This is a genomic window from Desulfobacter vibrioformis DSM 8776 (genome assembly GCF_000745975.1).
Lineage (GTDB): Bacteria > Desulfobacterota > Desulfobacteria > Desulfobacterales > Desulfobacteraceae > Desulfobacter > Desulfobacter vibrioformis.
On sequence record NZ_JQKJ01000011.1, the window covers coordinates 113,915 to 139,420 of the forward strand.

27 protein-coding genes are annotated in these 25,506 nt (G+C 47.1%); 19 read left to right on the forward strand and 8 right to left on the reverse strand.

Annotation, left to right across the window (positions count from 1 at the left end):
• The first annotated feature begins 1 nt into the window (after position 1).
• The 9 genes from Q366_RS20230 (at position 2) to Q366_RS08660 (ending at position 11,875) form a co-directional block, all read left to right on the forward strand.
• Entirely contained in the window at positions 2-1,123 is a 1,122-nt protein-coding gene (locus Q366_RS20230; protein ID WP_051957927.1) for an acyltransferase family protein, read from the forward strand.
• Positions 1,124-1,187: 64 nt separating this feature from the next.
• Positions 1,188-2,459: a glycosyltransferase family 2 protein gene (locus tag Q366_RS08625; protein ID WP_035238083.1), complete on the forward strand. Its 1,272-nt coding sequence runs from the start codon at positions 1,188-1,190 to the stop codon at positions 2,457-2,459.
• Between the two features lies 1 nt (position 2,460).
• Positions 2,461-3,558, forward strand: a complete 1,098-nt coding sequence (locus tag Q366_RS08630; protein ID WP_051957928.1) for an SLBB domain-containing protein — start codon at positions 2,461-2,463, stop codon at positions 3,556-3,558.
• Entirely contained in the window at positions 3,548-5,755 is a 2,208-nt protein-coding gene (locus tag Q366_RS08635) for a GumC family protein (protein ID WP_035238084.1), read from the forward strand. Before Q366_RS08630 ends, Q366_RS08635 begins: the two co-directional genes overlap by 11 nt.
• 10 nt (positions 5,756-5,765) lie before the next feature.
• On the forward strand, positions 5,766-7,274 hold the full coding sequence (locus tag Q366_RS08640) for a hypothetical protein (protein ID WP_051957929.1): 1,509 nt from the start codon (positions 5,766-5,768) through the stop codon (positions 7,272-7,274).
• Positions 7,275-7,339: 65 nt separating this feature from the next.
• Complete coding sequence (locus tag Q366_RS08645) at positions 7,340-7,798, forward strand: VanZ family protein (protein WP_035238085.1); 459 nt, start codon at positions 7,340-7,342, stop codon at positions 7,796-7,798.
• Positions 7,795-9,120 (forward strand): glycosyltransferase family 4 protein, encoded by a 1,326-nt coding sequence (locus tag Q366_RS08650; protein WP_035238086.1) that lies wholly within the window; start codon positions 7,795-7,797, stop codon positions 9,118-9,120. Before Q366_RS08645 ends, Q366_RS08650 begins: the two co-directional genes overlap by 4 nt.
• 56 nt (positions 9,121-9,176) lie before the next feature.
• On the forward strand, positions 9,177-10,868 hold the full coding sequence (locus Q366_RS08655) for a hypothetical protein (protein WP_156968144.1): 1,692 nt from the start codon (positions 9,177-9,179) through the stop codon (positions 10,866-10,868).
• Positions 10,869-10,912: 44 nt separating this feature from the next.
• Complete coding sequence (locus Q366_RS08660) at positions 10,913-11,875, forward strand: hypothetical protein (protein ID WP_035238087.1); 963 nt, start codon at positions 10,913-10,915, stop codon at positions 11,873-11,875.
• A gap of 13 nt (positions 11,876-11,888) precedes the next feature.
• Here Q366_RS08660 and Q366_RS08665 read toward each other — a convergent pair whose 3' ends face one another.
• Positions 11,889-12,881, reverse strand: coding sequence for a glycosyltransferase family 2 protein (locus Q366_RS08665; protein ID WP_035238204.1), 993 nt, complete (start codon positions 12,879-12,881; stop codon positions 11,889-11,891).
• A gap of 438 nt (positions 12,882-13,319) precedes the next feature.
• Between Q366_RS08665 and Q366_RS08670 the strand changes: the two genes are divergently transcribed.
• Positions 13,320-15,425, forward strand: a complete 2,106-nt coding sequence (locus Q366_RS08670; protein WP_035238088.1) for a DNA translocase FtsK — start codon at positions 13,320-13,322, stop codon at positions 15,423-15,425.
• A 36-nt stretch (positions 15,426-15,461) separates the two neighbouring features.
• Positions 15,462-16,361, forward strand: coding sequence for a cation diffusion facilitator family transporter (locus Q366_RS08675; protein ID WP_051957931.1), 900 nt, complete (start codon positions 15,462-15,464; stop codon positions 16,359-16,361).
• Between the two features lie 22 nt (positions 16,362-16,383).
• On the opposite strand, the gene Q366_RS08680 is transcribed toward Q366_RS08675, so the two are convergent.
• The 6 genes from Q366_RS08680 to Q366_RS08705 form a co-directional block, all read right to left on the reverse strand.
• Positions 16,384-17,586 carry a metallophosphoesterase gene (locus Q366_RS08680; RefSeq protein WP_169742947.1) on the reverse strand — a complete coding sequence of 401 codons (1,203 nt, stop codon included), beginning with the start codon at positions 17,584-17,586 and terminating at the stop codon, positions 16,384-16,386.
• A gap of 516 nt (positions 17,587-18,102) precedes the next feature.
• The gene (locus tag Q366_RS08685) at positions 18,103-18,729 is read right to left on the reverse strand and encodes a hypothetical protein (RefSeq protein WP_035238089.1); all 627 of its coding nucleotides are present in this window, start codon (positions 18,727-18,729) and stop codon (positions 18,103-18,105) included.
• A 7-nt stretch (positions 18,730-18,736) separates the two neighbouring features.
• Positions 18,737-19,582 carry a hypothetical protein gene (locus Q366_RS08690; protein ID WP_035238090.1) on the reverse strand — a complete coding sequence of 282 codons (846 nt, stop codon included), beginning with the start codon at positions 19,580-19,582 and terminating at the stop codon, positions 18,737-18,739.
• Between the two features lie 106 nt (positions 19,583-19,688).
• Positions 19,689-20,036, reverse strand: a complete 348-nt coding sequence (locus Q366_RS08695; RefSeq protein ID WP_035238091.1) for a hypothetical protein — start codon at positions 20,034-20,036, stop codon at positions 19,689-19,691.
• 7 nt (positions 20,037-20,043) lie between these two features.
• A complete protein-coding gene (locus Q366_RS08700; protein ID WP_084691761.1) occupies positions 20,044-20,961 on the reverse strand; it encodes a DUF6694 family lipoprotein in 918 nt (305 codons plus the stop codon).
• Between the two features lie 165 nt (positions 20,962-21,126).
• A complete protein-coding gene (locus Q366_RS08705) occupies positions 21,127-21,612 on the reverse strand; it encodes a helix-turn-helix domain-containing protein (protein WP_035238092.1) in 486 nt (161 codons plus the stop codon).
• Between the two features lie 104 nt (positions 21,613-21,716).
• Between Q366_RS08705 and Q366_RS08710 the strand changes: the two genes are divergently transcribed.
• Positions 21,717-21,977 (forward strand): transcriptional regulator, encoded by a 261-nt coding sequence (locus Q366_RS08710; RefSeq protein WP_035238093.1) that lies wholly within the window; start codon positions 21,717-21,719, stop codon positions 21,975-21,977.
• 67 nt (positions 21,978-22,044) lie between these two features.
• Here the strand turns inward: Q366_RS08710 and Q366_RS08715 are convergent, their stop codons facing one another.
• Positions 22,045-22,296, reverse strand: a complete 252-nt coding sequence (locus Q366_RS08715; protein WP_035238094.1) for a hypothetical protein — start codon at positions 22,294-22,296, stop codon at positions 22,045-22,047.
• 117 nt (positions 22,297-22,413) lie between these two features.
• Between Q366_RS08715 and Q366_RS08720 the strand changes: the two genes are divergently transcribed.
• From Q366_RS08720 to Q366_RS08750, 7 genes are all read left to right on the forward strand, one after another.
• Positions 22,414-22,956, forward strand: coding sequence for a hypothetical protein (locus tag Q366_RS08720; protein ID WP_035238095.1), 543 nt, complete (start codon positions 22,414-22,416; stop codon positions 22,954-22,956).
• Between the two features lie 13 nt (positions 22,957-22,969).
• Complete coding sequence (locus Q366_RS08725; protein ID WP_035238096.1) at positions 22,970-23,167, forward strand: hypothetical protein; 198 nt, start codon at positions 22,970-22,972, stop codon at positions 23,165-23,167.
• A gap of 65 nt (positions 23,168-23,232) precedes the next feature.
• Positions 23,233-23,493: a hypothetical protein gene (locus Q366_RS08730; protein ID WP_156968145.1), complete on the forward strand. Its 261-nt coding sequence runs from the start codon at positions 23,233-23,235 to the stop codon at positions 23,491-23,493.
• On the forward strand, positions 23,490-23,771 hold the full coding sequence (locus Q366_RS08735) for a hypothetical protein (protein WP_035238099.1): 282 nt from the start codon (positions 23,490-23,492) through the stop codon (positions 23,769-23,771). Before Q366_RS08730 ends, Q366_RS08735 begins: the two co-directional genes overlap by 4 nt.
• Before the next feature lie 2 nt (positions 23,772-23,773).
• Positions 23,774-24,364 (forward strand): hypothetical protein, encoded by a 591-nt coding sequence (locus Q366_RS08740; protein ID WP_035238100.1) that lies wholly within the window; start codon positions 23,774-23,776, stop codon positions 24,362-24,364.
• Positions 24,361-24,654: a helix-turn-helix domain-containing protein gene (locus Q366_RS08745; protein ID WP_035238102.1), complete on the forward strand. Its 294-nt coding sequence runs from the start codon at positions 24,361-24,363 to the stop codon at positions 24,652-24,654. Before Q366_RS08740 ends, Q366_RS08745 begins: the two co-directional genes overlap by 4 nt.
• On the forward strand, positions 24,655-25,506 hold the full coding sequence (locus tag Q366_RS08750) for a hypothetical protein (RefSeq protein ID WP_035238103.1): 852 nt from the start codon (positions 24,655-24,657) through the stop codon (positions 25,504-25,506). It begins immediately after the preceding gene.

The following is a 25,506-nucleotide window of genomic DNA, read 5'->3' on the forward strand; positions in this document are numbered from 1 at the left end:
CATGCGTATTCAATGGCTTGACAATTTAAGGGCAATCGGCATATTTTTCGTGGTTCTTGGCCATACACCGGGTCTGCCCGAACCGTTTGAAAAAATAATATTTTCCTTTCATATGCCCCTGTTTTTCTGGTTATCAGGACTTATGTGCAAGGATAAAATCAAGCAGATATCTTTCCGGGCGTTCATAAAAAATAAAGCGTATAAGCTTTTGGTACCGTACCTTTTTTTTTCAATCATCAGCTATGTGTCATGGTTTGTCCTGTTTCGCCATTTCGGGTCCCAGGCCAAACTGAATCTGTCCCCGATAACGCCCTTGATCGGCATTATTTACGGCAACGGCATTCATCATCTTTTGGCCCACAACACGGTGTTGTGGTTCTTTTTATGCCTGTTTGCCACGGAAATATTTTTCTTTTTTATCATCAGACTTGAATCAAAAACACGTATTTTAGCAGCCCTGATCCTGCTGTCTGCAATCGGATACATAGATGTCTGGTTAAATCCGCCCTTGCCGGACCGATTCAGATTGCCGTGGAACATTGATATTGCCCTGACAGCAGTCGTGTTTTACGGTGCGGGGTATCTTTTATCGCCGTACCTGCTCAAAAACAGGTTGAATTTTATTGTTAATTTGGGTTTTGGTATCTGTTATCTCTTTTTTTCGCTCATCAACAGCAAAGTTGCATTGGTGGCAGGCGTTTACGGCAATTTCTTTTATTTTTACAGTGCCGCATTTTCAGGAATTTTATTCTGGAAAGCGGTTGCTGAATACCTCAGCACCCTGTTTAATATGAAATTGGACATCAACACCGGCCAAACGTTCCGAGTGCGCTTGGGGAAAGCCTTTGCAAAAAAACTGGCCCGCCCATGCCGCTTCATTGAAACGCTGATGTTAAAAACAGGAGAGAATACCCTTACGATTTTTGTTTTTCATTTGCTTGTGTTTCCGCTGCTGACAGCTGTCCAGGTCTATATTTTCAAAATCCCGGCATCGGTAAAGCACGATTCAATTGTATTCTCTTTTATTTATACGGTGGTCAGCATCATCATGCTGCTGCCGGTTTCATCTTTACTTCAACGATATCTGCCCTGGTCAGTCGGCAGATTCAAGACGGCACGCTGATTAAGGCTGTCTGTTAAATTATATGGTTTTATGGCCCTGAATCAGCCTTGGGAGAAATCAAAATATGATTGCCGCACTATTCAATGTGAGTTGCGTTTTTATATCTCTATATATCGGCATAACAACATGCTATCTTTTTATTTTAACCATTGCGGCATTTATATTTAAAAAAAAATCAGGTCCTCCCCGGCAGTTTGACGCCAATATGGCGCCTGATCAATTAACCTGTTTAAACATCGGTATATTAATTCCCGCGCACAACGAATCCTTTGAGATCGTACAAACCGTCCGCAACATTAAACAAACGCTTAATTATCCAAAATCAAATTATAATATCATTGTCATTGCCGACAACTGCCAGGATGATACGGCACAACTTGCAAGGGAAGCCGGTGCCCAGGTTGTTGAGCGTTCTGACCTGTCTGCCAAAGGCAAGGGCCAGGCACTGGATTGGTTTTTTAAATCCCATAAATCCATCTATCTTGAATGTGATGCCGTCGTGATTATTGATGCCGACACGATACCGCATCCCAACTTTTTAAATGAGATTTGCCAAAGCTTTTCTTCCAGCGGCGTTGATGTGGTCCAAGGATTTTACGGCGTATCAAACCCCCAGGCAAACTGGCGCACGGCCCTTGCCTCTGCGGCGTTATCCGTCTTTCACCACATCAGGCCTGCCGGCAGAAATCAGATGGGCGGTACGGCAGGGCTTAAGGGAAACGGCATGGCATTTAAAACCAAAATCGTTGACGCCTATGGCTGGCCGGCATACTCCGTGGTTGAAGATATTGAATATTCACTACAGCTGCTCATGGACGGCGTGCTTGTCCATTACAACCCCGATGCGATCGTGTATGCAGAGATGGCTTCCGGTGCCCGCCAGGCCGGCACCCAGAGAAAACGGTGGGAAGGCGGACGGGTGATGTTATTTAAAAAATATCTACCCCCCTTAATCAAGGCTTTTATAAAAGAGAGAAAGAGCTGTTACTTTGATGGTATCATGGAGCTATTAATCCCTCCGTTATCATTGCTTGTTATGGCCCAGACGGCCATGTTTATATGTGCCGTGATCACATCCTTATCCACACTGGCCATCTGGGTTTTGTACCCCCAGCTATGGATTATTTTTTTATGCATGACAGTTTTTTATATCTTCTCAGGGTTGATATTGCGAAAGGCCCCTTTTTATGTATGGAGATCTCTTTGTTTCGCCCCTTTTTTTATTATATGGAAAATACCGCTCTATTTCAGCCTCATAAAAAACAGACGGTCAAAAACAACGTGGGAACGTACCCAAAGAGAATCCGAGAAAATGGCTCCAAGGCAAAAAAAATAAAATGCAAACCCAAATACCCCACTGCACAGTGAATCCTATGATGATCAGCCGGATCTTGATGTTTCTCTTTTTGTGTTTTCCGGCATGCAGCGACATCAGACCCGGACCGGTAACCACTAACGAAACGGAACTTGAGACCCAAGAGCGTTTTGAAACAGACAAGGTCAAGACAAGCACCCGGTATGCCTCACCGGAACAGGTTCGCCAATTTACACAGGCAACCGAGTCCGGCCGGGAGTATTTGATCGGGCCGGGGGATTCGCTAAGCCTTAAGGTGTGGGGCCGGCCTGAGGTCTCAGCCCCGGAAATGATCGTGGGCCCGGACGGCATTATTACGGTACCCCGCATCGGGTTCATTCAAACGGCTGGCCGCACCCGCAAAAGCGTGGCTGATGAAATTTTGGAGAAATTGAAACAATTCTATAGTAATCCGGAGATCTCCTTTTCCATCCTCTCTTACAAAAATAACAAAGCCTTTGTCCTAGGAAGGGTGGAAAATCCCGGTGTCGTTAATTTTCCGGGAGAAGGCACGCTTTTAGAGGCGCTCTCCATTGCCGGCGGCTACTCTACTGAAGCCGAAGACACCTATCTGACAAGGTGCGCCATCATCCGGGGAAAGGACACCATCATCTGGATCGACCTGAACGATTTATTGCAAAACGGCAATATGGCACTCAACGCAAAAATTTTAAACAACGACGTTATTTTCATCCCCGAAAGCCAGTCCGAACTGGTTTACGTCATGGGAGAAGTGCGAGCCCCCGGCGCCTATAACATGACCGGTAGACTGACCATCATGGACAGCCTCATGCTGGCTGGCGGGCCCACAGATGATGCTGAAACCACCACCATCTATCTGATCCGGAAGGGTGAAGGCAAAAAGGGCTCGGTGCGTGAAATCAACTTAAAGCATCTGCTCACCAACGCTGATTTCAGCCGCAACTATATCATGGAGGATGACGATGTTCTCTATGTTACTGAAAAATCCATCAGCCGTTTCAACTATGTGCTGGAAAAAATTGTTCCTTCTCTTGAGTTCATCAAAATTGGCAATGAGGTGTTGGATATCTTTGGGGTGGACGTAAAAAATGGAAACTGAACACACCGCAAATACCACCCTGCTGCCGGGGACCAAAAAGAACAAACCCGTGGATATCATCCGCTTTATCAAGCGGTACACGGTTTTTATCATTGTTATGGGGAACTTTCTTTTTACCCTGATGGTGCCCTTTGTATTACTGGCCATCAAGCCTTTTTATAAAGTATCTGCCTTCATTCAAATTGATCCGGTGATCCAGACCATTATCGGAAAGGACCAGGAGAACTCCATTTTGCAGCAATACACGGACTATTCCCGTACCCAGGCTGCCCGGCTCAGGAATCGAGAAACCCTGAAAGCCGCCATCGAACGACTTACACCCGAAGAGCGAGATATCCTATTCTTTCCCAATGCGTCAACCGATACGGCGGCAATACTTCTCGATACCCGCCTCTACATCAAACCCATCAGCAGCACCCATCTCATTGAGCTGGGTCTCCAGGGAAACAACATGTTAGGACTGGCCTCAATTGTCAATCACATCATGACCATCTACAAAGAAGAGGCAGACAACACCCAAAAAAAACAGAACGATAATCGACTGGCCTTTCTGCGGTCGGAACGGGATACATTGCTCAGCGAAATTGACAATAAAATTAATTTGCTGCGCGAGGTTTCCCGGCAGACCTTTACCAGTGAATTCAGTGAAGCGTACAATGTATTTTACAAAAAGGTGGAACAGCTCCAGAGTGCCAATGTCAGAATGGCGCTCCAGCTTATTGATGTGGAGAGCAGTTACCGCCAGCGTATTCAGGAAAAAAAAGAGATCGAGACGCTTCCTATGGATTCCCAGGTGGAAGAGGTGGTGGCCGGAGACTGGGGGCTTGACTCCACCCAGTCCTGGACCTATCAGCAGCTTCAGGAGATGCGTACAAAACTCGACGGTCTCAGTGAAGGAAATTCCGACCGCCTTTATATTGAAAAGCGTATGGAGGCCATGCGGGAATATGAAAAAAAAATGACCGACGAGGTACGAAAAATAGCTGAACAGACCGTCTACGGCAAACGCAACTATACGCTGAATCTTCGCATGATTGAAGAACAGAGCCGGTATGATTCCTTGAAGTCGGCAGGAAAAAAGCTTTCCCAAAGCCTGGCTGCCGCTAAACAGGAAGCCGCCCTCAATTCAGAGCGGATGATTACCGGTGAGCAGCTCCAGGCCGAACTTACCCATATGCGGGGGCTTTTATTCAAATATGAGTCGCGTATCAACGAACTGGTGGTTCAATCCAATGCACCAAGCCGCATCTCCATCGCTACGCCTGCCTACCCGCCATCATCCCCGGCAGGGAATAACGCAAAAAAGCTTTTCATGGTTTGCATTGTCCTGCCTTACGGCATGGTATTCACCTTTTGTTTTCTTCTGGAGTATCTGGATAATCGTATCACCAGTCCCCAAAATATTACCCACGCTCTTGGATCACCCTCCACCTGGCCTATTTCCAAGGTTGAATGTAAAGAGGAGTCGCCTTTTCATGAGCTGACCTTGACAGATACCGAATCCGTCTCGTCCAAGGCACTCAGGAGCCTTGCGATCCGCATTTTTAAAGACCACCGGGCCAACGGGTCCCGAATATTTCTTTTCAGCGGAGTCAATGAAGGAAACGGCACAACAGATGTTCTCCTGAATGTGGCCCAGCTTTTAGGGGAGTTGCTGCCCCGGGTGTTGATTATTGAAGGGGTCAGCCCCAAAAAAACGGCCTTGAAGTCCCGGCTGAATGCCCCAAAAGATTCTCCGACCATTGCTAGGGCAACACAATTGATTGAAAGCAGTATCAACCCAGAAAAGTGGTTGGCGGAACTGGACAAGATAATCTTTCATGATGGACTTCGGGGCATTCATGCGCTGTTTGCCTCCCAAACCATGGAAGTACATGACAATCCCCAAACTTTTGAAAAAATTCTGAAGACAGTGAACAATGCTTACGATCTGATTATCGTGGACTCCAGTCCGGTTATGCAAAATGAGCTTACAGAATATCTCTCCATCTTTGCCGATGTCCTGGTGCTGGTCATCCAGGGCAATCGAACCTTGTACCGTGAATTGCGCCGGGTAGCGGAACTTTTTATCCGGCAGGAGATCCCGGCGATTATCCCGGTGCTCAACTGGGGCGGCACAGGAACCCTGGGCATGTTTGAACGGCGGTTTAATCATTCTTTTTTGGAGTATGTATTAAAACGCATTTATCATTGGTAAAGGTTTTATCATGAAAGGCAATATCCTCTGTCTTCTGGCACTGACATTCACTATCCCCATGGTGCTTTATCTGTTTTCAAAACTACCCCCCTACAAAGCCGCAGCAATCGCACTGCTGGGCTCTCTTTTGTTTCTGCCCATGGATAAGCTGGCCGTCCCCATCATTCTATACGATAAAGTGACGGCCACCGGTATCGGTCTCATCATGGGCATGGTTGCCATGGATGGGGAACGCCTTGCTCAATACCCCTGGAGCATCATGGATCTCCCGCTTTTTCTATGGCTTTTATCAGGATTTCTGGCCTCTGTTACCAATGGCCTGGGGGCCAAAGACGGGATTCAGGAGGCATTCAACGCCTTTAGCATCTGGGGAGCCCCTTTTATGGCCGGACGCCTCTATTTTTCCAGTTCCAAGGCCCAGTCTTGGCTGTGCGGGCTTTTTTTTCTGTCAGGACTTGTCTATATCCCCTTTGTAGCCTTTGAACTGGTCATGAGCCCCCAGGCCCACCGCATTGTTTACGGTTACATGCAGCACGATTTTTCCCAGGTGATCCGGGGGGGCGGATACCGCCCCATGGTCTTTATGCAGCACGGCATTCTGCTGGGCACGTTCATGTGCATGTCGGCCCTGGTGGGAATCTGGTGTACCTGGACCAAGGTGTTTCCCCAAAAAATGTGGCGGGCAGGTGGACCGATGTGGGGCTGGGCGCTGATGCTTGCCGGATCTGCTGTGGCCTGTAAATCTTCCGCCGCCATCGGGCTGATGGTGATGGGTGGGTTCCTGCTCTTCAGTGCGGTGATTTTAAGAACCCGGATTTTGATCGTCTGTCTTTTTTTGGTCCCGCTTCTTTATGTAACCACCCGGACCTCGGGAACCTGGGACGGCCAGAACCTGGTCGATTTTGTGGCTGAAAAATTCAGTGAGGACCGGTCTTTGTCCTTGAAATTCCGGCTTGACAACGAACTGATTCTCATAGATAAGGCCATGGAGCGGCCCATTTTCGGCTGGGGCGGATGGGGACGTTCCCGGGTTTTTGACGAAGAGACCGGGGAGGATCTGAGCACCACCGACGGATTTTGGATCATCACTTTGGGCCGGTGGGGCATTCTTGGGCTTTCATCGGTCTTTGCCCTTATTTTACTGCCCACGGTAAGATTTTTAATCCTTTTCCCTCCCCGGCGGTGGAAAGACCCTGAGGTGGCTCCGGGCGCGGTGCTCGCCTTGATTCCGCTGTTGTTTATAGTGGATTGTACCCTCAATGCCATGGTCAATCCCGCTTACATTCTTTTTGCCGGTGGCGTGGCCGGATTGCCACGAACATCCAGGGGGGCAATAAAGCAACCCAGTGCTGACCACGGGAACACACAGCAAGCGGGAAAACGCTCGGTTAATTTCGCCGATTGGGGAATAAATACGCTCCCAAAGTCCCGAAGACCCCGGCTGACGATTTCCGCCAATTACAGCGGGCCCAGATTTGACATTTCTTCAAAAGATCAAGACAGCATTAAGTTTCACTGACAAAAACATGAATTTAAAAAAACGCGACGCCGTAAGCAATTTTTAAATGAAAGGTTAAGTCCTCAATGAAAACCAATCTCAAATCCTGGTTATATGCAAACCTGATTTCAAGGCCCTTACTCTTTTCATGGTGGGCAGGCATTGTATTTGTCGTGCTGATATCCATACTTCCCCATGGAAGCCTGACAGCCGAGGACAGTGTCATGGGCGTTGACAAGCTGGCCAGAGCAGGTCTCTTCTTTTTTCTGGCATTTATTCCAGCGGCTTTTTTTACGTCCGGAAAACTTGGACTTTGCGTGGCCACCAGCATGGCACCCCTAGGATTCCTTCTGGAGTTGGCTCAAAAATATTTTCCGGAACGCCACTTCTCTGCAGAAGATATCATTGCCAACAATATCGGCACGGTTGTGGGCCTTGGCTTGGCTCTCCTGATTCGATTTTTTTTCTATACCGGAGGCCATCACCGATTTTCGTTTAAAAAATTAGTCCGGAAAAAGCGATCTGGGTCAGGAGAAAAAAAATGAATATCTTACTGGTTATGGAACAGTGTAATCCTCAATGGGCATCCGTCCCCCTCTTGGCATCCCATTTTTACAGAACCATTAGAGAGCGTGTATCTGTCACCCTGGTGACCCACGAAAGGAACCGGTCCCCCCTTGAAAAAAACCGGGGTACGCATCGGATCATTTACATCAAAGAGTCTTCACGGCTGAAACGATACTACGCCCATGTAAGCCGCATCACATCAAGCGGCGGGGTGAACTGGCCCCTTCAGCACGCCCTTTCCTACCCGGTTTATGCTGAATTCAATCGAAAAGTCTACGATGGGTTTGCAAAAGCCGTTCGAGCGGGTCAATATGATCTGGTCCATGTCATGACGCCCATTTTGCCTCGCTATCCCGTTAAATTGGTCAACGCCTGTCAAAACACCCCTTTTTTATTGGGGCCGGTCAACGGCGGGGTGCCGTTTCCCCGTGGAGAAGGCTTTGCCGCAGTGGCCCAAAAAGAGTTTGCCCAGTACAATTTTTTGCGTCTTTTCACCCGATTGATTCCCGGTTACAGGGCTACCTATAAAAAGGCGGATATGATTCTATCCGGCTCCACCTACACCAAGCAGTGGATAGAAAAACAGTTCCAAATCCCACCCGGCGATGATATTGTCCGGCTTTTCCATGAAAATGGGGTAGTTCCCGGCAACACCGATGGTGTTCAGTTCCGTCGCTTCCGGAATGGCCAGGACAGGCCCTTTCATCTGCTCTTTGTGGGGCGTCTGGTGGCATACAAAGGGGCTGATATTCTATTGGAAGCGCTCCATCGACTGACCCAAAAGGCAAGATTTGAAAGCCCGGATACCTCTTCGAGTAAAGTCATTCAACGGCCCCTCAGCCTCACCATTGTGGGAGATGGCCCGGAACGGCAAAATCTTGAAAATTTGACCCAAAAACTTGGGCTCACTCACATAGTCCATTTCACCGGCTGGATCAAACAGGAAGAAACCCGCCAATATTATGCCGATGCCGATCTGTTTTGTTTTCCTTCCATCCGGGAGTTTGGCGGTGCCGTGGCACTGGAAGCCATGGCTTTTGGGCTTCCATGCATCACTCCCGACTACGCCGGATTGGCAGAATACGTCACACCGGATACGGGATTCAAGATATTTCCCCGGTCCAGAAACTACCTTATTGAGCAGTTTGCCGAAAAGATTGCTTTTTTAATGGCCCATCCTGAACGGTTGCACCAAATGGCCGGGCACGCTGTCGAACGGGTGGCTTCTTATGGCTGGGACCAGAAAGCGGACGCCATGATAGCTATCTACAAACAACTTATCAACCGGAAGAGGCCATGAGTATTCGTTGCATGTTTTCGAATCGGGCATTGCCTGAAACTTGGAAAAACTACGGAATGGCTCTACTTCTGCTCTTCCGGATTACGTTGATGCCGGTATTGTTATTGCTCCTCCAACCGGTCATGACCCATGGAGCATCTTATCCCAATAACGGCTCTCCCATGGGGATCAATCTTGCCGGTATCCGATACTGGTCAACGGAACTTGTCTTCAAGGATCTTTTCAAACACGCCCAGCCCTGGGCTTCCCAAGAAAAAGGAAAGCCCTACGGCAAGGGACCGCCCCTTGCACTCACGCCCCAGGGCTGGATTCGATGGCTGCAGCCGGGGCAATCCGCAGATACCCTGGTATGCCGGGGCAGTGGACGCTACCCGGCCGGGAGGTATCTGCTTCGGTACCAGGGCAACGGAGAGATCACCATTAAATACGATGCTCAGCTCTCAACTTCCCGCCATGGCGCAGTTTCCCATCCACCTGCAATGGATTTAATTGATTTATTGTCCGGTACCGGACAGACAAACCTTAGGGATCAAAAAAAGGCTTCGGCATCGGAAAAAATAACAGAAATCCCATTTTCTGTCGTTCACCCTTCGTCCAGAGGACTTGGCCTTGTGGTGACCCGGGTGGATGATATTGACCCCCTCCATCACATTGAAATCCTGCCCGAAGCCTTTCGAGAGGACCATTATACCCAACCGTTTCAACCTGAGTTCATATCACGGTGGGCCCGATTTAAGGTGATTCGTTTCATGGATTGGATGGAGACCAACAACTCTAAAATATCCCGATGGGCAGAGCGCCCCACCGTTGGAATGCAGACCCAGGGCAGCTCCCGGGGTGTTGCGCTTTCCTACATGATTACCTTGGCCAATACCCTGCATGCCGATCCTTGGTTCTGTATGCCCCATTTAGCTGATGACGACTATGTGCAGCAATTTGCACAAACCGTCGCCGATACCCTGAATCCCGATCTGAAGATCTACATCGAATACAGCAATGAAACGTGGAATTATCAGTTTGAACAAGCCGCCTATTGCCGCCAAAAAGGCGTTGCCATGGGCCTGGGCAATGATCCGGTTCAGGCAGGGCTTTTATACTACACCCAGCGGGCCCTGGAAATGTTCTCCATATGGGATAAGGTATTTCACCCCCATAATAAAAAAAGGCTGGTCCGGGTACTTGCCAGTCAATTTGGAAATCCCTGGACAGCGCGACAACTTTTTGCAGATCCCGGAACAACGCGGAATGTGGATGCCCTGGCCATTGCCCCTTATTTCGGAATGGCGCTTTCCTCGGCATCCCCCACGATTGAACTGTCGCCCGGCAGGGTTGTCGCAAAAAACGCTTTGACCCTTGACCAGATTCTGGATTTTCTCGACAAAGAGATTGATGCCAACAGTGCTCTACTCAGGGAATATGCCAAATTGACGGCCCAATGGGGTGTCGATCTCATAGCCTATGAAGGAGGGCAGCACCTTGTCGGTACCCGGGGACTGGAAAACGACGAGGTATTAACGTGGTTGTTTCATCAGGCAAACAGAAATCCGCGCATGGAAGATCTGTATCGTAAAGACCTTAATTCATGGAAGCGTGCAGGAGGTCAATTATTTGTTTCGTTTGCTTCAATGGGCCAATACAATAAATGGGGAAGCTGGGGGCTTTTGGAACATCCTATGCAGGATCCCGAAACGGCACCCAAGTATCGTGCCGTTATGAAATACATTGATAAAAACAGCAATGCCGATTAGGGGCCAAACCATTGGCATCGAATGTATGAAAATAGGAAAAAATTATGTCACATCATTTTTCATCTGATTTTAACCAGAAATTAAAAAAACACTTATCAAAGATCGAGGTGATTGAGAAACTTAAGTTGGATATCAATACGATTCATCTGTCACCCGGCTTATTAAAAGCGGATCTGCTCCCGCCGGATGTAACCTATAAATCCTTTGTTGCCGATAGCCGGGGCTGTCATTCGGCTTTTTTACTTTTTTCAAACCCAAACGGAAAAATGCAAGTAGCACACAATGTTCAAAAAGCGTCAGAAGCAAGATCGGTTTTAGGCAACAGGCTGAACTGGGTTATTGAGCCGCCCATTATTACAGGCTTTTTTGACGGCATATCATGGGCATTGTTTCATATGAATTATCCGCTGTCCCATGGGCGAATAAAATGGGTTGTACAACGCACTCTGCTTGCACCGGCCATATTAAAGTGGATTGCAGGATCCCTTGAAAAAAGTTGTCAAAAACTTCCTGCCCCTAAAATCGCCGCGTTTTATAACGAACCTGTCAAACAGATGGTCAATGACGATGATTTTTCACCGGATATACGCAAATGCGCCTCTGATACCTTGGATTCCCTGGAATCAGGCCGATGGCATCCACTGTTTTGCCTCAGCCATAACGATCTGTGGAAAGGCAATATTATGGTGCCTTCAGGATCGAAAAACACGGATAAAGGAAAATTTTACTTCAGCAAATTCAGGGTCATTGACTGGGCAGGTTCAGCGGTTGAAGGGATTCCCTTTTTTGATTTGATGAAGTTTTGCCAAAGTTTTCAAGTACAGCGGTATTATACGCGAAAGGCGATCTTAACCCATTGCAGGATATTGGATTGCAGCATAAAAGAGGCGCGTTTTTATCTCATTGCAGCACTGGCGCTGCTGGGCAAAAACCTGGATCAGTTTCCCCGCAGTGCATATATTCATCTGTCTCACAGTTTATTTCACTATATGAGCACCTTTGTGTAAGTCTCTACATCCTTTACCAAGGAATTTTCGGTACTTTTTTGCCGAATCGCGTATCAAAAAGCGCGTTAAATGCGTGTTTGAGTATATTAATGGATTCAGATGCTTTTGCATGTTTGCGTCTATCAGGACTGTTTCCACGACCATTTAAGACATATCTGAGAATATGCCATCCTATCTCAACGCCTGCATTTGCCAATACTGAAAAGAGTCCGTAATTTTTTCTAAAATATAGATATTCAGCCCGCATTCTGAATTTCAGCACCTGGGAACCGCCTGTATCATACGTGAGATCATCCCTTTTTTTGGCACTTGCACCGCCGACATGGATCACCTGTGCGTCAGGAATGAAAAAGACCTTCCAGCCGTTCCGTTTTGCTTGAAGGCAAAGATCTGTCTCCTCGTAATAGATGTAAAATCGTTCATCAAACAGCGTCCCAGAAAGCGAAGCCAGCATTTTTTTGCGATAAATGGTAAATGTCCCGGGCACCCAGTCCACCTCCATGATACTGTTATGATTAAAAAATTTGAAATCGCCTTTGCCGATTATTTTAGATGACGGATAGCGGTCCGCCAGACCGGACAGGGTAAAAAATTTATTCAGACTGTTTGGGAATCTGCGGGCTGAAGGGTCTAACCGGCCCTCAAGGTTTACAAGGCGCCCCCCTGCAAGACCGCATTCAGGGTGATTCTCCATAAACCGCACAGCGTTCTTTATTGTTCCGGGTCTGATAAATGCGTCGGGGTTAAGAAGGATGATATAGTCCCCCTGGGCCAGTTCGTATGCCTGGTTATTGGCTGCAGCAAATCCCATGTTAATCCGGTTTTCAATGAGATTGACATGACTGAAGTATTTTTTTACCATTGCACCAGATCCGTCAGATGAGGCGTTATCCACCACAAACACTTCCATATTCTCCCCGTCGGCGCTCTCAAACAGATGATTAAGACACTTTTCTAAAAGATCTGCCGTGTTATAACTGACAATGATTATAGAAATTTTTTTCATAATTTCACCTTTTAATAGATTTTTTTCAATAATTTCAAGATATACCAAAAAATATGCCGCGAATTCAGGTGATTATTCAAGATGGAGACAGTTTAAATCATTTTTTATCAAAAAGCACCTGCTCAATGTGGGTTAAATGGTTTCAACGCTCTTTATTTGTGTCAAAGTGATAACGGAATATTTCAACTGTCTGGAATCCCGGCCTGTGTTATGATATAACCTATGCGGCCTTGCCATGTATGTTTCTGATGATAACGGATTTAGGAGACTGCCAAGTTAATTCAACAAGTTAATTCAACTATTCTGTTGTAATCAGGTGTGTTTTGATGAAAAATCAATGGCAAGAGGTTGATTTTTTAAGAATTTGATGTAGCCGGACGGGTTGTGGCCGTGCCGGTCGGTTTTCATCAGTATTATCCCAGGAAAGTATTATTCAGCGTGGAAAACAAGAATTACAGCTTAGATAAAAATCTTTTGTGTTTGAGAACCGAATGCGGAGAGTATAAATTTCAGATTGGCGAGGAGATCGGGCAGGGTGATGCCGAACGGATTGCAAAGGTGATGACCGATGAAATGGAAAAAGCGGACAAAGCCTTTGACAGGCAGAATACTCCCAATCCATATGTCAAGCTGCTGCTGACCAATCTGAATCTGGCAAACAGGTATGTCAGACTTCAAAACAGATATGATGAATTTCTTAAAACCCATGAAGAATTTAAAACACGACCCGGCATCCCTGTTGAGGCGCCTGCCCCCCCGGTGTCAACACCCTTAAAATCTAATGAAAAAAAACTGCCTGCCTGCGAAGACGATGATATCCCCGGCGTGACCCTTGAGTTTGAATCCTGCGACGCCTCTTTGCCCATTCCCGAATTAAACGACATTTCCCAGCCGGTCCCTGCCCAAGAGAAATTAGATGAAAAAACAGTGCCGGCCAAGGCAATTCCCGGGCCTTTGGTGACCCAGGTCCTTGACACCCTGAAAAAGACCAGGGAAGCCCGGTTAACCCTTTTAGAGCCACCCGAAAACAGGGTGAAAATTACAAATCCTGTCCGGCCGGATTCAACGAAACCCGCAGACAAGCCCTTGTACCAGGCAAATGTTCAGAACAATGGTGATGGAAAGTGCCGCCTGCCTTCCCTGGATTTCCTTGAAAAGGGCAGCCAGGAAACTGTGGTGGACCATGAGGCCATCAGGCGGGATGCCGAACTGCTGGAACAAAAACTGGGGTACTTCGGCATCAAGGGTGAAATTATGGAAGTGCTGCCGGGTCCTGTGATCACCACCTTTGAGTACAAGCCCGCCCCGGGGATCAAGATCAGCAAGATCGTGAACCTGGCCGATGACCTGGCTCTGGCCCTAAGTGCCCTGAGTATCCGTATAGTGGCCCCCATTCCGGGCAAGGATGTCATTGGCATTGAGATCCCTAATCCAGCCATGAGTGTTGTACCGTTCAGGGATATCGTCAGCGCTTCCGCCTTTGATGAAATTAAATCCCCTGCGCCCATCTGCCTGGGCAAGGATATCATCGGAAGACCCGTGGTCGTGGGACTTGAAAAAATGCCCCATCTGCTCATTGCCGGGGCCACAGGAACCGGCAAAAGCGTGGCGCTCAACGCCATGATCAGCAGCATTCTGTATAAATCAACACCTGACCGGGTCAAGTTCATTATGATTGATCCCAAACGCATTGAACTTTCATTATTCAACGACATCCCGCACCTGATTACGCCTGTGATTACGGACATGAAAAAGGCCAATATTGCCCTTCAATGGGTGGTCAGGGAAATGGAGCAGCGGTATGAAAAACTGGCCGAGCTCCATGTTCGAAACATAGAGCAGTATAACAAAAAAGTCCGGACCGCTGACCTGTCGGACATGGACGAGGAGTTTACCCCATTCCCCTATATTATCGTAATTATTGACGAGCTGGCAGATCTGATGATGACCGCCAGCAAGGATATTGAATTTTCTTTGACCCGTATCGCCCAGATGGCCAGGGCGGCAGGTATCCACCTGATTCTGGCCACCCAGCGGCCTTCCGTGGATGTACTCACCGGTATTATCAAGGCCAATTTCCCCACCCGGATATCATTTCAGGTCTCTTCCAAGACCGACTCCAGGACCATCATTGACGCCAATGGTGCGGAAACCCTTCTGGGCAGGGGCGACATGCTTTTTGTTCCCCCGGGCACAGCCCGGCTCAAACGGGTCCACGGCACATATTTGTCCGAGCGGGAATTAGGCGCCATCACCGAGTTTGTCAAAGCCCAGGGCAAACCCGAATACATTATGGACGTTACCACGGAAAAAGAAGAGGCCCAGCAAGCAGTGACGTTTGACGATGATGAGTATGATGAAAAGTACCAGCAGGCCCTGGATTTTGTCATGTCCACCCGCCAGGCATCCATATCCGGGGTGCAACGGGCGTTAAGGATCGGTTACAACCGGGCAGCGCGCATCATTGATCTTATGGAAAAACAAGGGGTTGTTGCCCCGTCCGACGGTGTCAGACCTCGCCAGGTTATCGGGTGTATTGACTGATGTTCTGAACCGGGATTTTTCAGGAGCAGGGAATGAATGGGCCAAAGCCAAAAACGGATATCAAAGGATAAAGATTTTCAGACTGCCCGGTACTGGGCGGTTGTCGGGTTCGCAGGAAACTTTATTTTAACGGTCCTGAAGGGGTGGGCCGGTATTGTGTCAAACTCCGGGGCCATGGTTGCGGATGCAGTGCATTCCGCCTCGGACATCTTTGCATCCCTGTTTGTTTATATCAGCCTGATCATTGCCCAGAAACCCGCAGATGAAGAACATCCTTACGGCCACGGCAGGGCAGAGGTGATTTCCACTCTGGTGGTGGGAGCGATGCTGGCCGCCGCCGGTATCGAGATTATCAGAATCGCCATAACAGCAATCCGGCATGGATGTCTCCACGCCCCGGGAAATCCGGCCGTATATGCCGCAATCCTGTCAATTGCCGTCAAGGAGCTGATGTACCGGTTTACCTACAGGGCAGGGGTAAAGACCAACAGTCCGTCAACCATTGCCAATGCCATGGATCACAGGTCAGACTCCTTTTCTTCCATTGCCGCCCTGATTGGTATTATTGGCGCCAAGTTGAAATATCCTGTCCTTGATCCTGTGGCCGGTATTGTGGTGGCCCTGTTCATATTCAAGATGAGCTACGATATTGTCATGGACGCGGTGAGACAGATCATGGACGAATCTCCGGGTGAGAAAAAAATCCGGGAAGTTGAGAATCTCGCACTCACCGTCAAAGGGGTGAAAAGCTTGCATGGTATACGGGTACGCCGAAGCGGAGCCTTTTTTCTTGTGGATCTGGACATTGTGGTGGATCCAAAGATCACTGTGGAAATGGCCCATGACATAGGCGAATCGGTCCGGGAGACGATCCGGGTGCATATGGATAAAGTCAGTCAGGTCCGGGTGCATATTGACCCGTCAGATCTGCACTGATGCAATTTATCCTGTCAGGGCATTATGCCGGCGATCCGTTAACCAGCCGGAGTACAGTGATCTCCGGGGGGGCACCGATCCTTAGGGGCGGCCCCCAATAGCCGGTTCCCCGGCTTACATAGACCTGCGTGGCATTGTGCCGGTGAAGCCCATGCACATAGGGCTGGTCCAGGCGCACCAGGCAGTTCCAGGGAATATACTGCCCGCCATGGGTATGGCCGCAGATCATCAGATCCAGGCCAAGGGAATCTGTTTTAAATATACTTTTGGGCTGGTGGGCAAGCATGATCCTTGGCATGGATAAAGGCGCGCCTTTAAGGGCCTTTCCCGGATCCGAGGCATGGCCTGGCATTATCCTGCCTGCCCGGTAATCGGTGATCCCGGCCAGCACGATTTGGGCGTTTTCCTTTTCAACGATACGGTGTTCATTGATCAGGGGGATAAAGCCCAGGCGTTCAATTTTGTTCAGCCATGAAAGGGCCCCCGAATAATAGTCATGGTTCCCTGTTACAAAATATTTTCCAAATGGGGCATCCAGGTCTGACAGGGGGCTTGCATCTTTGCCCATATCTTTTTCGTGACCGTCGGCCATGTCTCCGGTAAAGACAATCATGTCAGCCTGCTCCCGGCTGGCCCGGTTCACAACTTTTCGGACATATTTTTCTTTCAGGGTCATGCTGATGTGCAGATCTGAAATCTGAAGAATGGTGAATCCCCTGAACGGATCCGGCAGTCCCTTGATGGGCACATCTACCCTGATCACGTCCGGCTCCCTGGTTGCCCGGTTGACACCGTATCCGGTTAAAACCATGGCCGCACCTGTCAGCGCGGCATTCCCGGCATTGGTTAAAAAAATTCTCCGGGACGGGTCCATGCCCCCTGCCTTTGATTCCCGGTTGTCCCTGTTCTGTTTTCCGTTTTTAGAAAACAGGTTATGAATAAGATAATAGGCCCCCATGCAAGCATCTTTGAGCAGAATACCAGGGAATATAAGGGTCATAAAACCCAAACAGATATAGGCAACCCAAAACAGAGACGGGGTGATCCAATGATCAGGAAGCCGGTACCGGGTCATCACTGCTAAAACAAGAACGGCAAAGCAGGATACCAGCATTGTCCACAGCCCGGTTTTCCATCCGGTACCCAGGGGCAGGGTGTTGATGATTCGAAACCCGAAAAAGCCGTATATCAGACCTATGACCAGAACCGCTGTGATTAAAAACAAAATCATACTGCCTGTGAATTTTTATAAGTGATGCGCATAGGCCTGAATTCTAACAGCCGGTTTCAGGTTGCACAAGGTTAATCTCCTGTGGTACATAAAAGTGCCAGCAATACACATCATTTCCAATATTGGGTGTTCCAGTGTTCATTTTATTTCCATGCTTTTCTTTTGTGACTTGATCCGGATCAAGGTTTTTGTGTCTCTTTAATTATATGGTGTACCTGCAAGGCAAGGCGTCATTCAGCAGTTAATTTATAAAAAGGAAGTACGGCAACGCTTCAGGATCTCTTGATTTATAATTTAAAAGTGTAATGTGTGCAGGGGGGTGATAAGTGAACGGGGAAACATGTTATAAGTCTGTGCCGGGTGAAACGACCTGGTGGGTGGGAGGCTCCGTTTCTAGGCCAATTTCAAAGTTGCTTTGATGTGCATACTTTGACCGAACTTAATACCGACTGTACACATGCCGAATTGGCATTTTCATGAAACGTTTGGAGGTCATTCTCGGCCAGTATTTTATCCCATACTTGTTCTTCCGGTTGAACATTTTTTTTCTTCCCAAGCTCTCTGAGCCCGTTTTTTCTTTTTTTTGAGCATAAGGTTTAATTTGTATTCATGGAGTTCATAAAGCTGAAACGGTAGAATTAAAGATCTAAGCACAGAGTATGCAACGCCAGTCAAAAAAAGGACTTGTGTAGCAGTTTGGATATATCCCCATGGTAGCATGTAAACAGCCAGGCCAAGAAAAAGAGTTAAAAGGTAAGTGAGGAAGGTCTCAATTTGAAATTTAAGCATCTGTTTGATTGAAAAAACAACCTGGTCCATCTCATGATGTGTCATCTCATGGTAATCCCCTTGATTGCCCGTTATAAGGATCAAGTTGATAATAAAACCGGCTAAAATAGACAAGATGGTTAGCGATGCTGGAACCAATGTTTTAATAATATCCATGCTATCGGAGGCTAAATAATTGACGACTAACAATAAAAAACAAAAAAGCCCCCGGATCAGATAGTGTTTACGGCTTGGGGTTTGCAGATCAAGGACGCTTTGATAAGCTGCCAATGCTTTCCATACTGCAGGTGGCATTGCCTGTTTGTTTTTATCTTGGGCCAACCATGTCACTATCTTTGATATAACCATCTTTTACCTATTCCAAGAAGGTGTCCTCTATCTCTGAGAATATTTGAAAATACTGTGAGTTGTTGGTTCCATCATTATCAACGAAGACTTCCTTTTTTAATTTGAAATTATCTTTTGTAATAGCAGCATTGTTGTTTAAAATAAAGGATATCTCTCCTGGAGAATTCTCAAGTTCCGTTTTATGATACATTTCTATGGCAGCCGTTTTCCTTAAAGTACCTCTTGCCTTTGGTCTAAACACTATGTCTGCCTTTTCTCCGTTGCACTCCTTGATTGAATTGTTAAGGGTTTTATAAAAAATGTCATCGGATTCAAATTCATCGCCATAAACAGCGACTCTTAGTCGGATTTCCTTAACACCATGTTTTTTAATTTCTGCTACAACATCCCTATTTGCCAACTTCTCAAACGACACCTCGGTCAAGTGAAGGTCAAGTTTGTTCACCATTAACCATAAAATATAGTGGGCAATCAATTGTTTTGAGGCTGCTGATTGCCTGGATTCAACAATGGCATGGTTACCGTTAATTAAAATATGAATTATTTCTGTTAACTCTTCATTTTTGTCCAGTTTCAGATCTTCCGGCGTAAGCTCTTTTTGGTCAAGTTTCTGCTGTATTTTTTTGGGGCGGTATCCAGGATCAAAACTGTAGAAAACCAATCGTAACCCGACATCTGTACGTTTTGACGTATTTACAAAGAGCGTTCTTTCATTTGGTGTTTCAAGATATCGTTTACCTACCGTTTCTGCCTTACTGAGAGCTTTTTCGATAAGACTATCAAAAGAGGTTTCAAATTGATGCGAAGTCAAAATTGAGAAATAGTTCAGCGTCCGTTTGAGTTTTTTTTTCATTAATTTCCCTTAATTTGAAATTGTTTTTGAATCCGGCGGTGCTGAGTTGAAAAGCCGGGGTTATGTGCTGGATATTGAAATGCTATAAAATCCATATATTCCCCTTTTATGCCACTATGTCTGGGGGCGGAGTGTTGTGGCTGGATTCCAGCCGCTTAAGTTCTTGTTCAAGGTTTTCCATATTGGGTTTTGGGTGGTGTTTTGACAGAGTGGTGACTGCATCGCTCATTCCTTTTATATAGCAGGCGGCTTTCATGTATTTTCCCGGGGCCAGCAAATATAGCGTTATGAGCTGGCGCCAAACTTTTTTTCCCCGTTCCTTGTCTTTCCATCTGTCAAGTTCAATTCCCCAATCTTCTATGATCAGGTCTAAGGTTTCATTACTGACATTGCCGGTTTCCCTGAGTTGTTTTTCGGCCAGGCGTCTTAAAGTGGGGATGTGTAGTTCAGTCATGGGGCCTTTATTGGTATTTTGCTTTCAGGGTGTCCAGGCGGTGCTGGTCCACTGTCGAAAACTCTTCTGTTGGATCAATTGTTTTTCCCTGAGCATCTTCCAGGCGAAGGACTTCAAGAGTTAACAAAGCGTCCTTTGACGTATCCACTTTTCCCCATTCGCTGAATTTGTTTGGTGCCAGGGACCAGGATAATTTTTCCCCTGGTTCGATGCCACCTGGGATCTTGTAATTGAAACTGTTTGTATACCAGGGAACTGACCGGCCAGGGCTCTGGAGTGTTGCTGAAAAATATGCCCTTGATATGGGGATTGCCAGACCGTTGGATACTACAAGGTCTATGACTGGCTGATCCGGGCCGTATTTTTCTTTTTCCATATGGAATCTTGATGATGTTATTTCAAATTTCAGTAGCTCGGCCTTGGCTTTCTCTGCTTTGATTTCTTTAGATTGCAGTTCTTTGATTTCCCGGAGTTCTGCCTGTTTTATTTCTTCCAGAGTTTTTTTTCTTTTTTCCTCCCAGGCTTTCATCCTCTCCTGTTCAGCGTTCTTTCTTTTTGTTTCGGTTTGCTGGTTTAACAATGCTGCTTCTATGATGATTTCGTCTGCTGTTTTGCCGTGCAAGGCCTTCATTCCTTTTTCACCGAGCTCCTCTGCGCTGGTTTTGGCTTTCTCCGGCGTAGTGAATGCCAGTGAAAGGATATTTCCAAAATCTTTGAGCATGACTGTTTGAACGGCATTGATAAACAGCTTTTTTTTGTCTTCAGGCAATTTGTTCTGAACCTTTTCCATGGATTCTTTGAATGCTGCATCGGATGTTCCATCTATTTTAGGGGGACCCCATAGCGAAAAAGCATTGGTATTGGAAATAAGGACAAAAGAAAAGATAATGACTACGGTTAGGGAAACAGTGGGTTTGATGTGCATAAGAACCTCCTTTGGAGTATGTTTGAATTTGATATAGAAATATTGAAAATACTACCGATTGTCTATGCCAAATTGTTGTACTGCTCAAAAGAAATAGATGCGCTTTTCATGGGGGCTCCTCTTGTTTGAAGTTGATATATAAAATATTGGGTGTGCTGCAGGTTTTCATCCATCGGTTCCGTTTTTTAGGTTCTTTTCCGAGGCTGTCTTTTTCCCTCTAACCTGCCGGATTGTCATTGCTGTATCCCAAATGGATTTAATAGAGCTTACCGCGCTTTGAAACAGGGTTTTGTCTGTGTCCTGGATATCAATGAGTTGTTCGTTTATTTCTTTGCCCTGGACAGGATCTGCATACCTTTTTATTAAGTCTTGGTGTTCTACAATCACTTGAGGGGTGTCGTTTTTCAACTCGGGTTTGTTTGTTTCTTTTGTCCCCCAAAGGTAATAGTCGACCGATTTGTTTGTGGCTTTTGATACAGCCACGATGTACTCAAGCGATGGCTTTTGCTTAACACTGCCGTGAATGTTCGTGACAACATTACGTGAGACGCCCACCTTATCAGCCCAAATACTGGGTTTTATACCGTGCTTTTCTTTATCTATTCGTTCCCGAATAGCATCAAAATCTAAATTTAAGTCAATTTTCGACATGGTAGCTGTATTTTCCTTGACACTTAGTACAGCAGCGGTGTATTAATTTTAATAAGGTTATCGTTATAGCTTAACACCAATAATTTTAAAAAAAGGAGTCACAATTGAAACGCAAGATCATGACCCCGATTCAAATCAAATACGCCCTGGAGGCGGCCGGCTACAGCCAGAACCGTGTGGCTGAAATTTGCGGGGTATCCCAGCCTCTGGTTTCCCAGGTTATTTACAACCAAACCCGGAGCCACCGGGTGCGGTGCCGGATCGCAGAGTTGATCGGGCAGCCGGTGGACCAGGTGTGGGAGATTAAAAAAGATCCTGGAAAATCCGGGCGGCCCCTTACCCGTCTTGGCAGCCATGCGGCGTAAACCAACAGATAAAGGAGAATAAAAATGGATAACAATTTTTGGGATACTTATACCCCGCCACCCAGTTTTACGTGTCAGTGCTCCAAACGTTCGTCAACATCGGCAGAAGTTCATCAAACGCCTGAACATAGTGACCTGTGCCAGGGTCGAGAAGTTCAAGCCGTTGCCGACCGGAAGCGAGTTCAGCCTTGAAGCTTTCTTTATCAAGAACACCTGCTTTAGCAAGGGTGCGGGCCAGACAAACGGTTGACGTGTATAAGGCTAAAAGCTTGCTTTCGGTGCAGGGCTCTTCTGATTCGTTGGATTTTTCTGTGTTCATAATGTCATCTCCTTATAGTTATAAGCAGTTAAGGATATCTATTATGGCAAATCAAAGTTTTTTGCAAGTGTCATTCCCAGGCAGTTTTCAGCCTATATCATCAATGAGGTGGGTTCAATGTCTAAACGCAAAGAAAAAATAGACCCCAATCAAATGGAGTTTGACTGGGAATTTCCCAGCAAGCTTGAAAAGGTTCTGGAGGAGCGGCGGCAATTGAAAGAGAAGATTGTCACCGGTCCACCCAAGCCCCGGGCTACGGAAAATGAGTTTGGTCTTTGCGTTGCACTGGCTGCTGCCATCAAAAAAGCTATTGATGATGCGAATTTGAGCAGGGAACAGCTTGTTGACGGGGTTAATTGCTATTTTGGGCGGACGGCTGAGGACGCCGAAAAAAAAGAGGATATGATCTGCCGGAATCCTCTGACTATCCATATGTTAAACAATTATCTGAGTAAACCTGCCGAGACGCCTATCCCGGCATATTACCTTTTCGCCATCCATCATATCACCAAATCCCTTGAGCCTGCACGGGCGTTTGTAGAGGCCGAAGGGGCCAAGATCGCCACGGGTTCAGAAATCCGGCAGATGGCGCTGGGTAAGCTTGAAGAACATATTGTTGAGATCAATAAACTTAAAAAAGAACTGAAATGCAGGCCTTAAAGGAGGCACGTCCATGGATTCTATGAAACGGTTAAGAGACCAGTCAGAACATCCCGCAGTATTTTTTTGCGATAACAGCAAGCTGATGCGCAACCCCATCCTTAGGAGGGAAATGGCTATCCAGGGAATTAAACCCATCTTTCCTGATCCATGGCAACCGTCGCTGTGTCGTTCGCGGCGGGTCAGTCGCATCCGCAGGGGGGATAAATGAATTCGGTGAGCTGGAAGCCCGGCTCCGGGCCACCAGAAAAGTGCTTAAGCAATAAGGAAATCAATATGGAGACTATCACTATCGTTGCCGAGGCAACCCTTTTTAATGATGTCGTGTTTGATGAGGAGATAGAGTACGCGATTACTGGTGAACACGCGTTTGATGAGATCCGGGCTGACCTTGTAGATCAAATCAACGGGGATCTGGAAATTGAATATATTGCTGTAGACACCCTGGTGGCTGACTGGCATGCGGAGCTGGAAATATATGACGAAAACAGGGTGCTGGTCGGTGACGGGCGTATCTACGCATGGGGGATGCCATGAACAAGACATACAGGTGCGCTGCGGCGCTGATCCGGCAGGCGATTGCCGAGGCCGGGAGTGATGGCGCCCTGGTGGTGATGACCCGGGCCGGGGTGGCGATTCCCCTTACTCATACCTGCGGGGCCGTGCTGGATCATTCGTATGTGCGGATGATTCAGCCTGTTTTTGATGGCTGCATGCTTACTGGTACGGCTGTTTCCGAGGACGCGGCGGATATGAATATAACTTTTGGCAGGTCGGATATTGTGTGGGTTTATCCGGAAGTTGTGGAGGTTTAGATATGAATTTATCTGATCTTTTTCAATCGTTTTTCAAGGGAACCAAGGCCCAGTTCAGTCCGACACTCAAGGCTCAGGCGTTCATGGATGATCTTCATCGGACCTTCCTTATCCTCAAGAGGCGCATTGATTTGCGCTGCCAGGAGAAAATCATTCACGATCTTTACCACGCTTTTGGAGGCTATGATTCTATTCTTGGTCAGGAAAATTTCGAGATCATCGGCTTTCTCGTCGAACGCGCGATTCTCCAAAACAGTTACAACCTTAACGAAATTTTCAGAAGGCAGTTCATCTTTGCAGTCGATTGTTATGTGGCAAGTCATATCTGCTGTTTTACTTACAAGCAGAGAATAAAACTCCAGCTTTTTATTGAAGAGTACTCCCAGGTATTGTTCCCGGCGTTGCCATCGGTTGATAAGTCCTGTGATGACAACTCCGAAGATCACCCCAAGGGCTGGAATGATAACATTTATGAGTGGCTGAGATGTCAATTTAATCAAGTCCGTAAAAGTAATTATAAATGTGTCTGGCCGCTGATGCATGCCATCAATATCATAAATGAGCACGGAGTCAAAGATAAGGAGAAAAAATGACATCATACAGGAAGTTGGCGGCGGTGGAAAAGACTATTGCGATATTGAAATTCATGGCCCAGGAGGTTCAGCCTGTGTCTGCTACTGAGATTGCCAATGCTGTTGGAGAGCCTTTTGGCACAGTCATGTGCCACCTGGCAACCCTTGAGGAAGGAGGACTGGTCCGGAAGGTATATGAACGGTATGAGCTTGGTATTTATTGGGGGGTAATTTGGGAGTCCATTAAGCAATCGCGGATGTCTATGCGCAATCTTGCCAATAACGATTTAGAAAAAATAGGAGCTGTTTAAATGAAAGATATCAATGTTACTGCAATGGAGACGGCGGTGGATATAGCCTCCAGGGAAGCTGAAGCCAAGATTAGTGAAATTGATGCTATCCGAGAAGAATCTGAGACTACCGGCGTACTTAAGATGATTGTCCATCAAAAGTGTCATTTGGAGTTCATCAAATACGCCGAGCTTTATCAGCTCAAGCAGAGCAAAAGCTATAAAAAAGGCGGAAGAACCTGGGACGAGTATTGCGACGAAGTTGTCGGGGAGCCGCGAAGAACTGTTGATAGAGTATTGACAGAAATTGGCCCCATAGCAGAATCATTTTCGGCCAGCTTGGTCGATTTGCTCGGGATGCCATTTAATAAAATCAGGATGTTAGGTCGCGCAGTTAATACAGAATCGGCCAAATTGTCCAAAAACAAACTTATCATAGGCGACTCTGAAGTATTGCTTGAGCCTGACAACAAAGACGAAATCGAAGCAGTCATTGATGCCCTGATCGAATCCCACAAAACCCAGCAGCAGGATCTTAAAAAAAAGCTGGCCCGGGCCACAAAGGAGACGGACAAAATTGTCGAGGAAGCCACCAAGGGCCTGGCCGTGGAGCGGGACGCACTGATTAAAGAAGTGGCCCGGCTAAAACCCCTGGATGTGGCGGACCTGGACCAGAGCTGGAGCGAGGCGTACATGAAGGAGATCTGCGAAATAACCCAGACCCTGGTGGTCAAGTGCCGTAAATTTATCATGGACGACCGCATTGATGAGGATAATGAACTGAAAATCCGGGTGGGGGCTTATATGGGCCAGGCCGAGCTGGCTCTCCAGGATCTTCGGCAGGATTGGACAGACAGATTTTTGGCGGAGTAG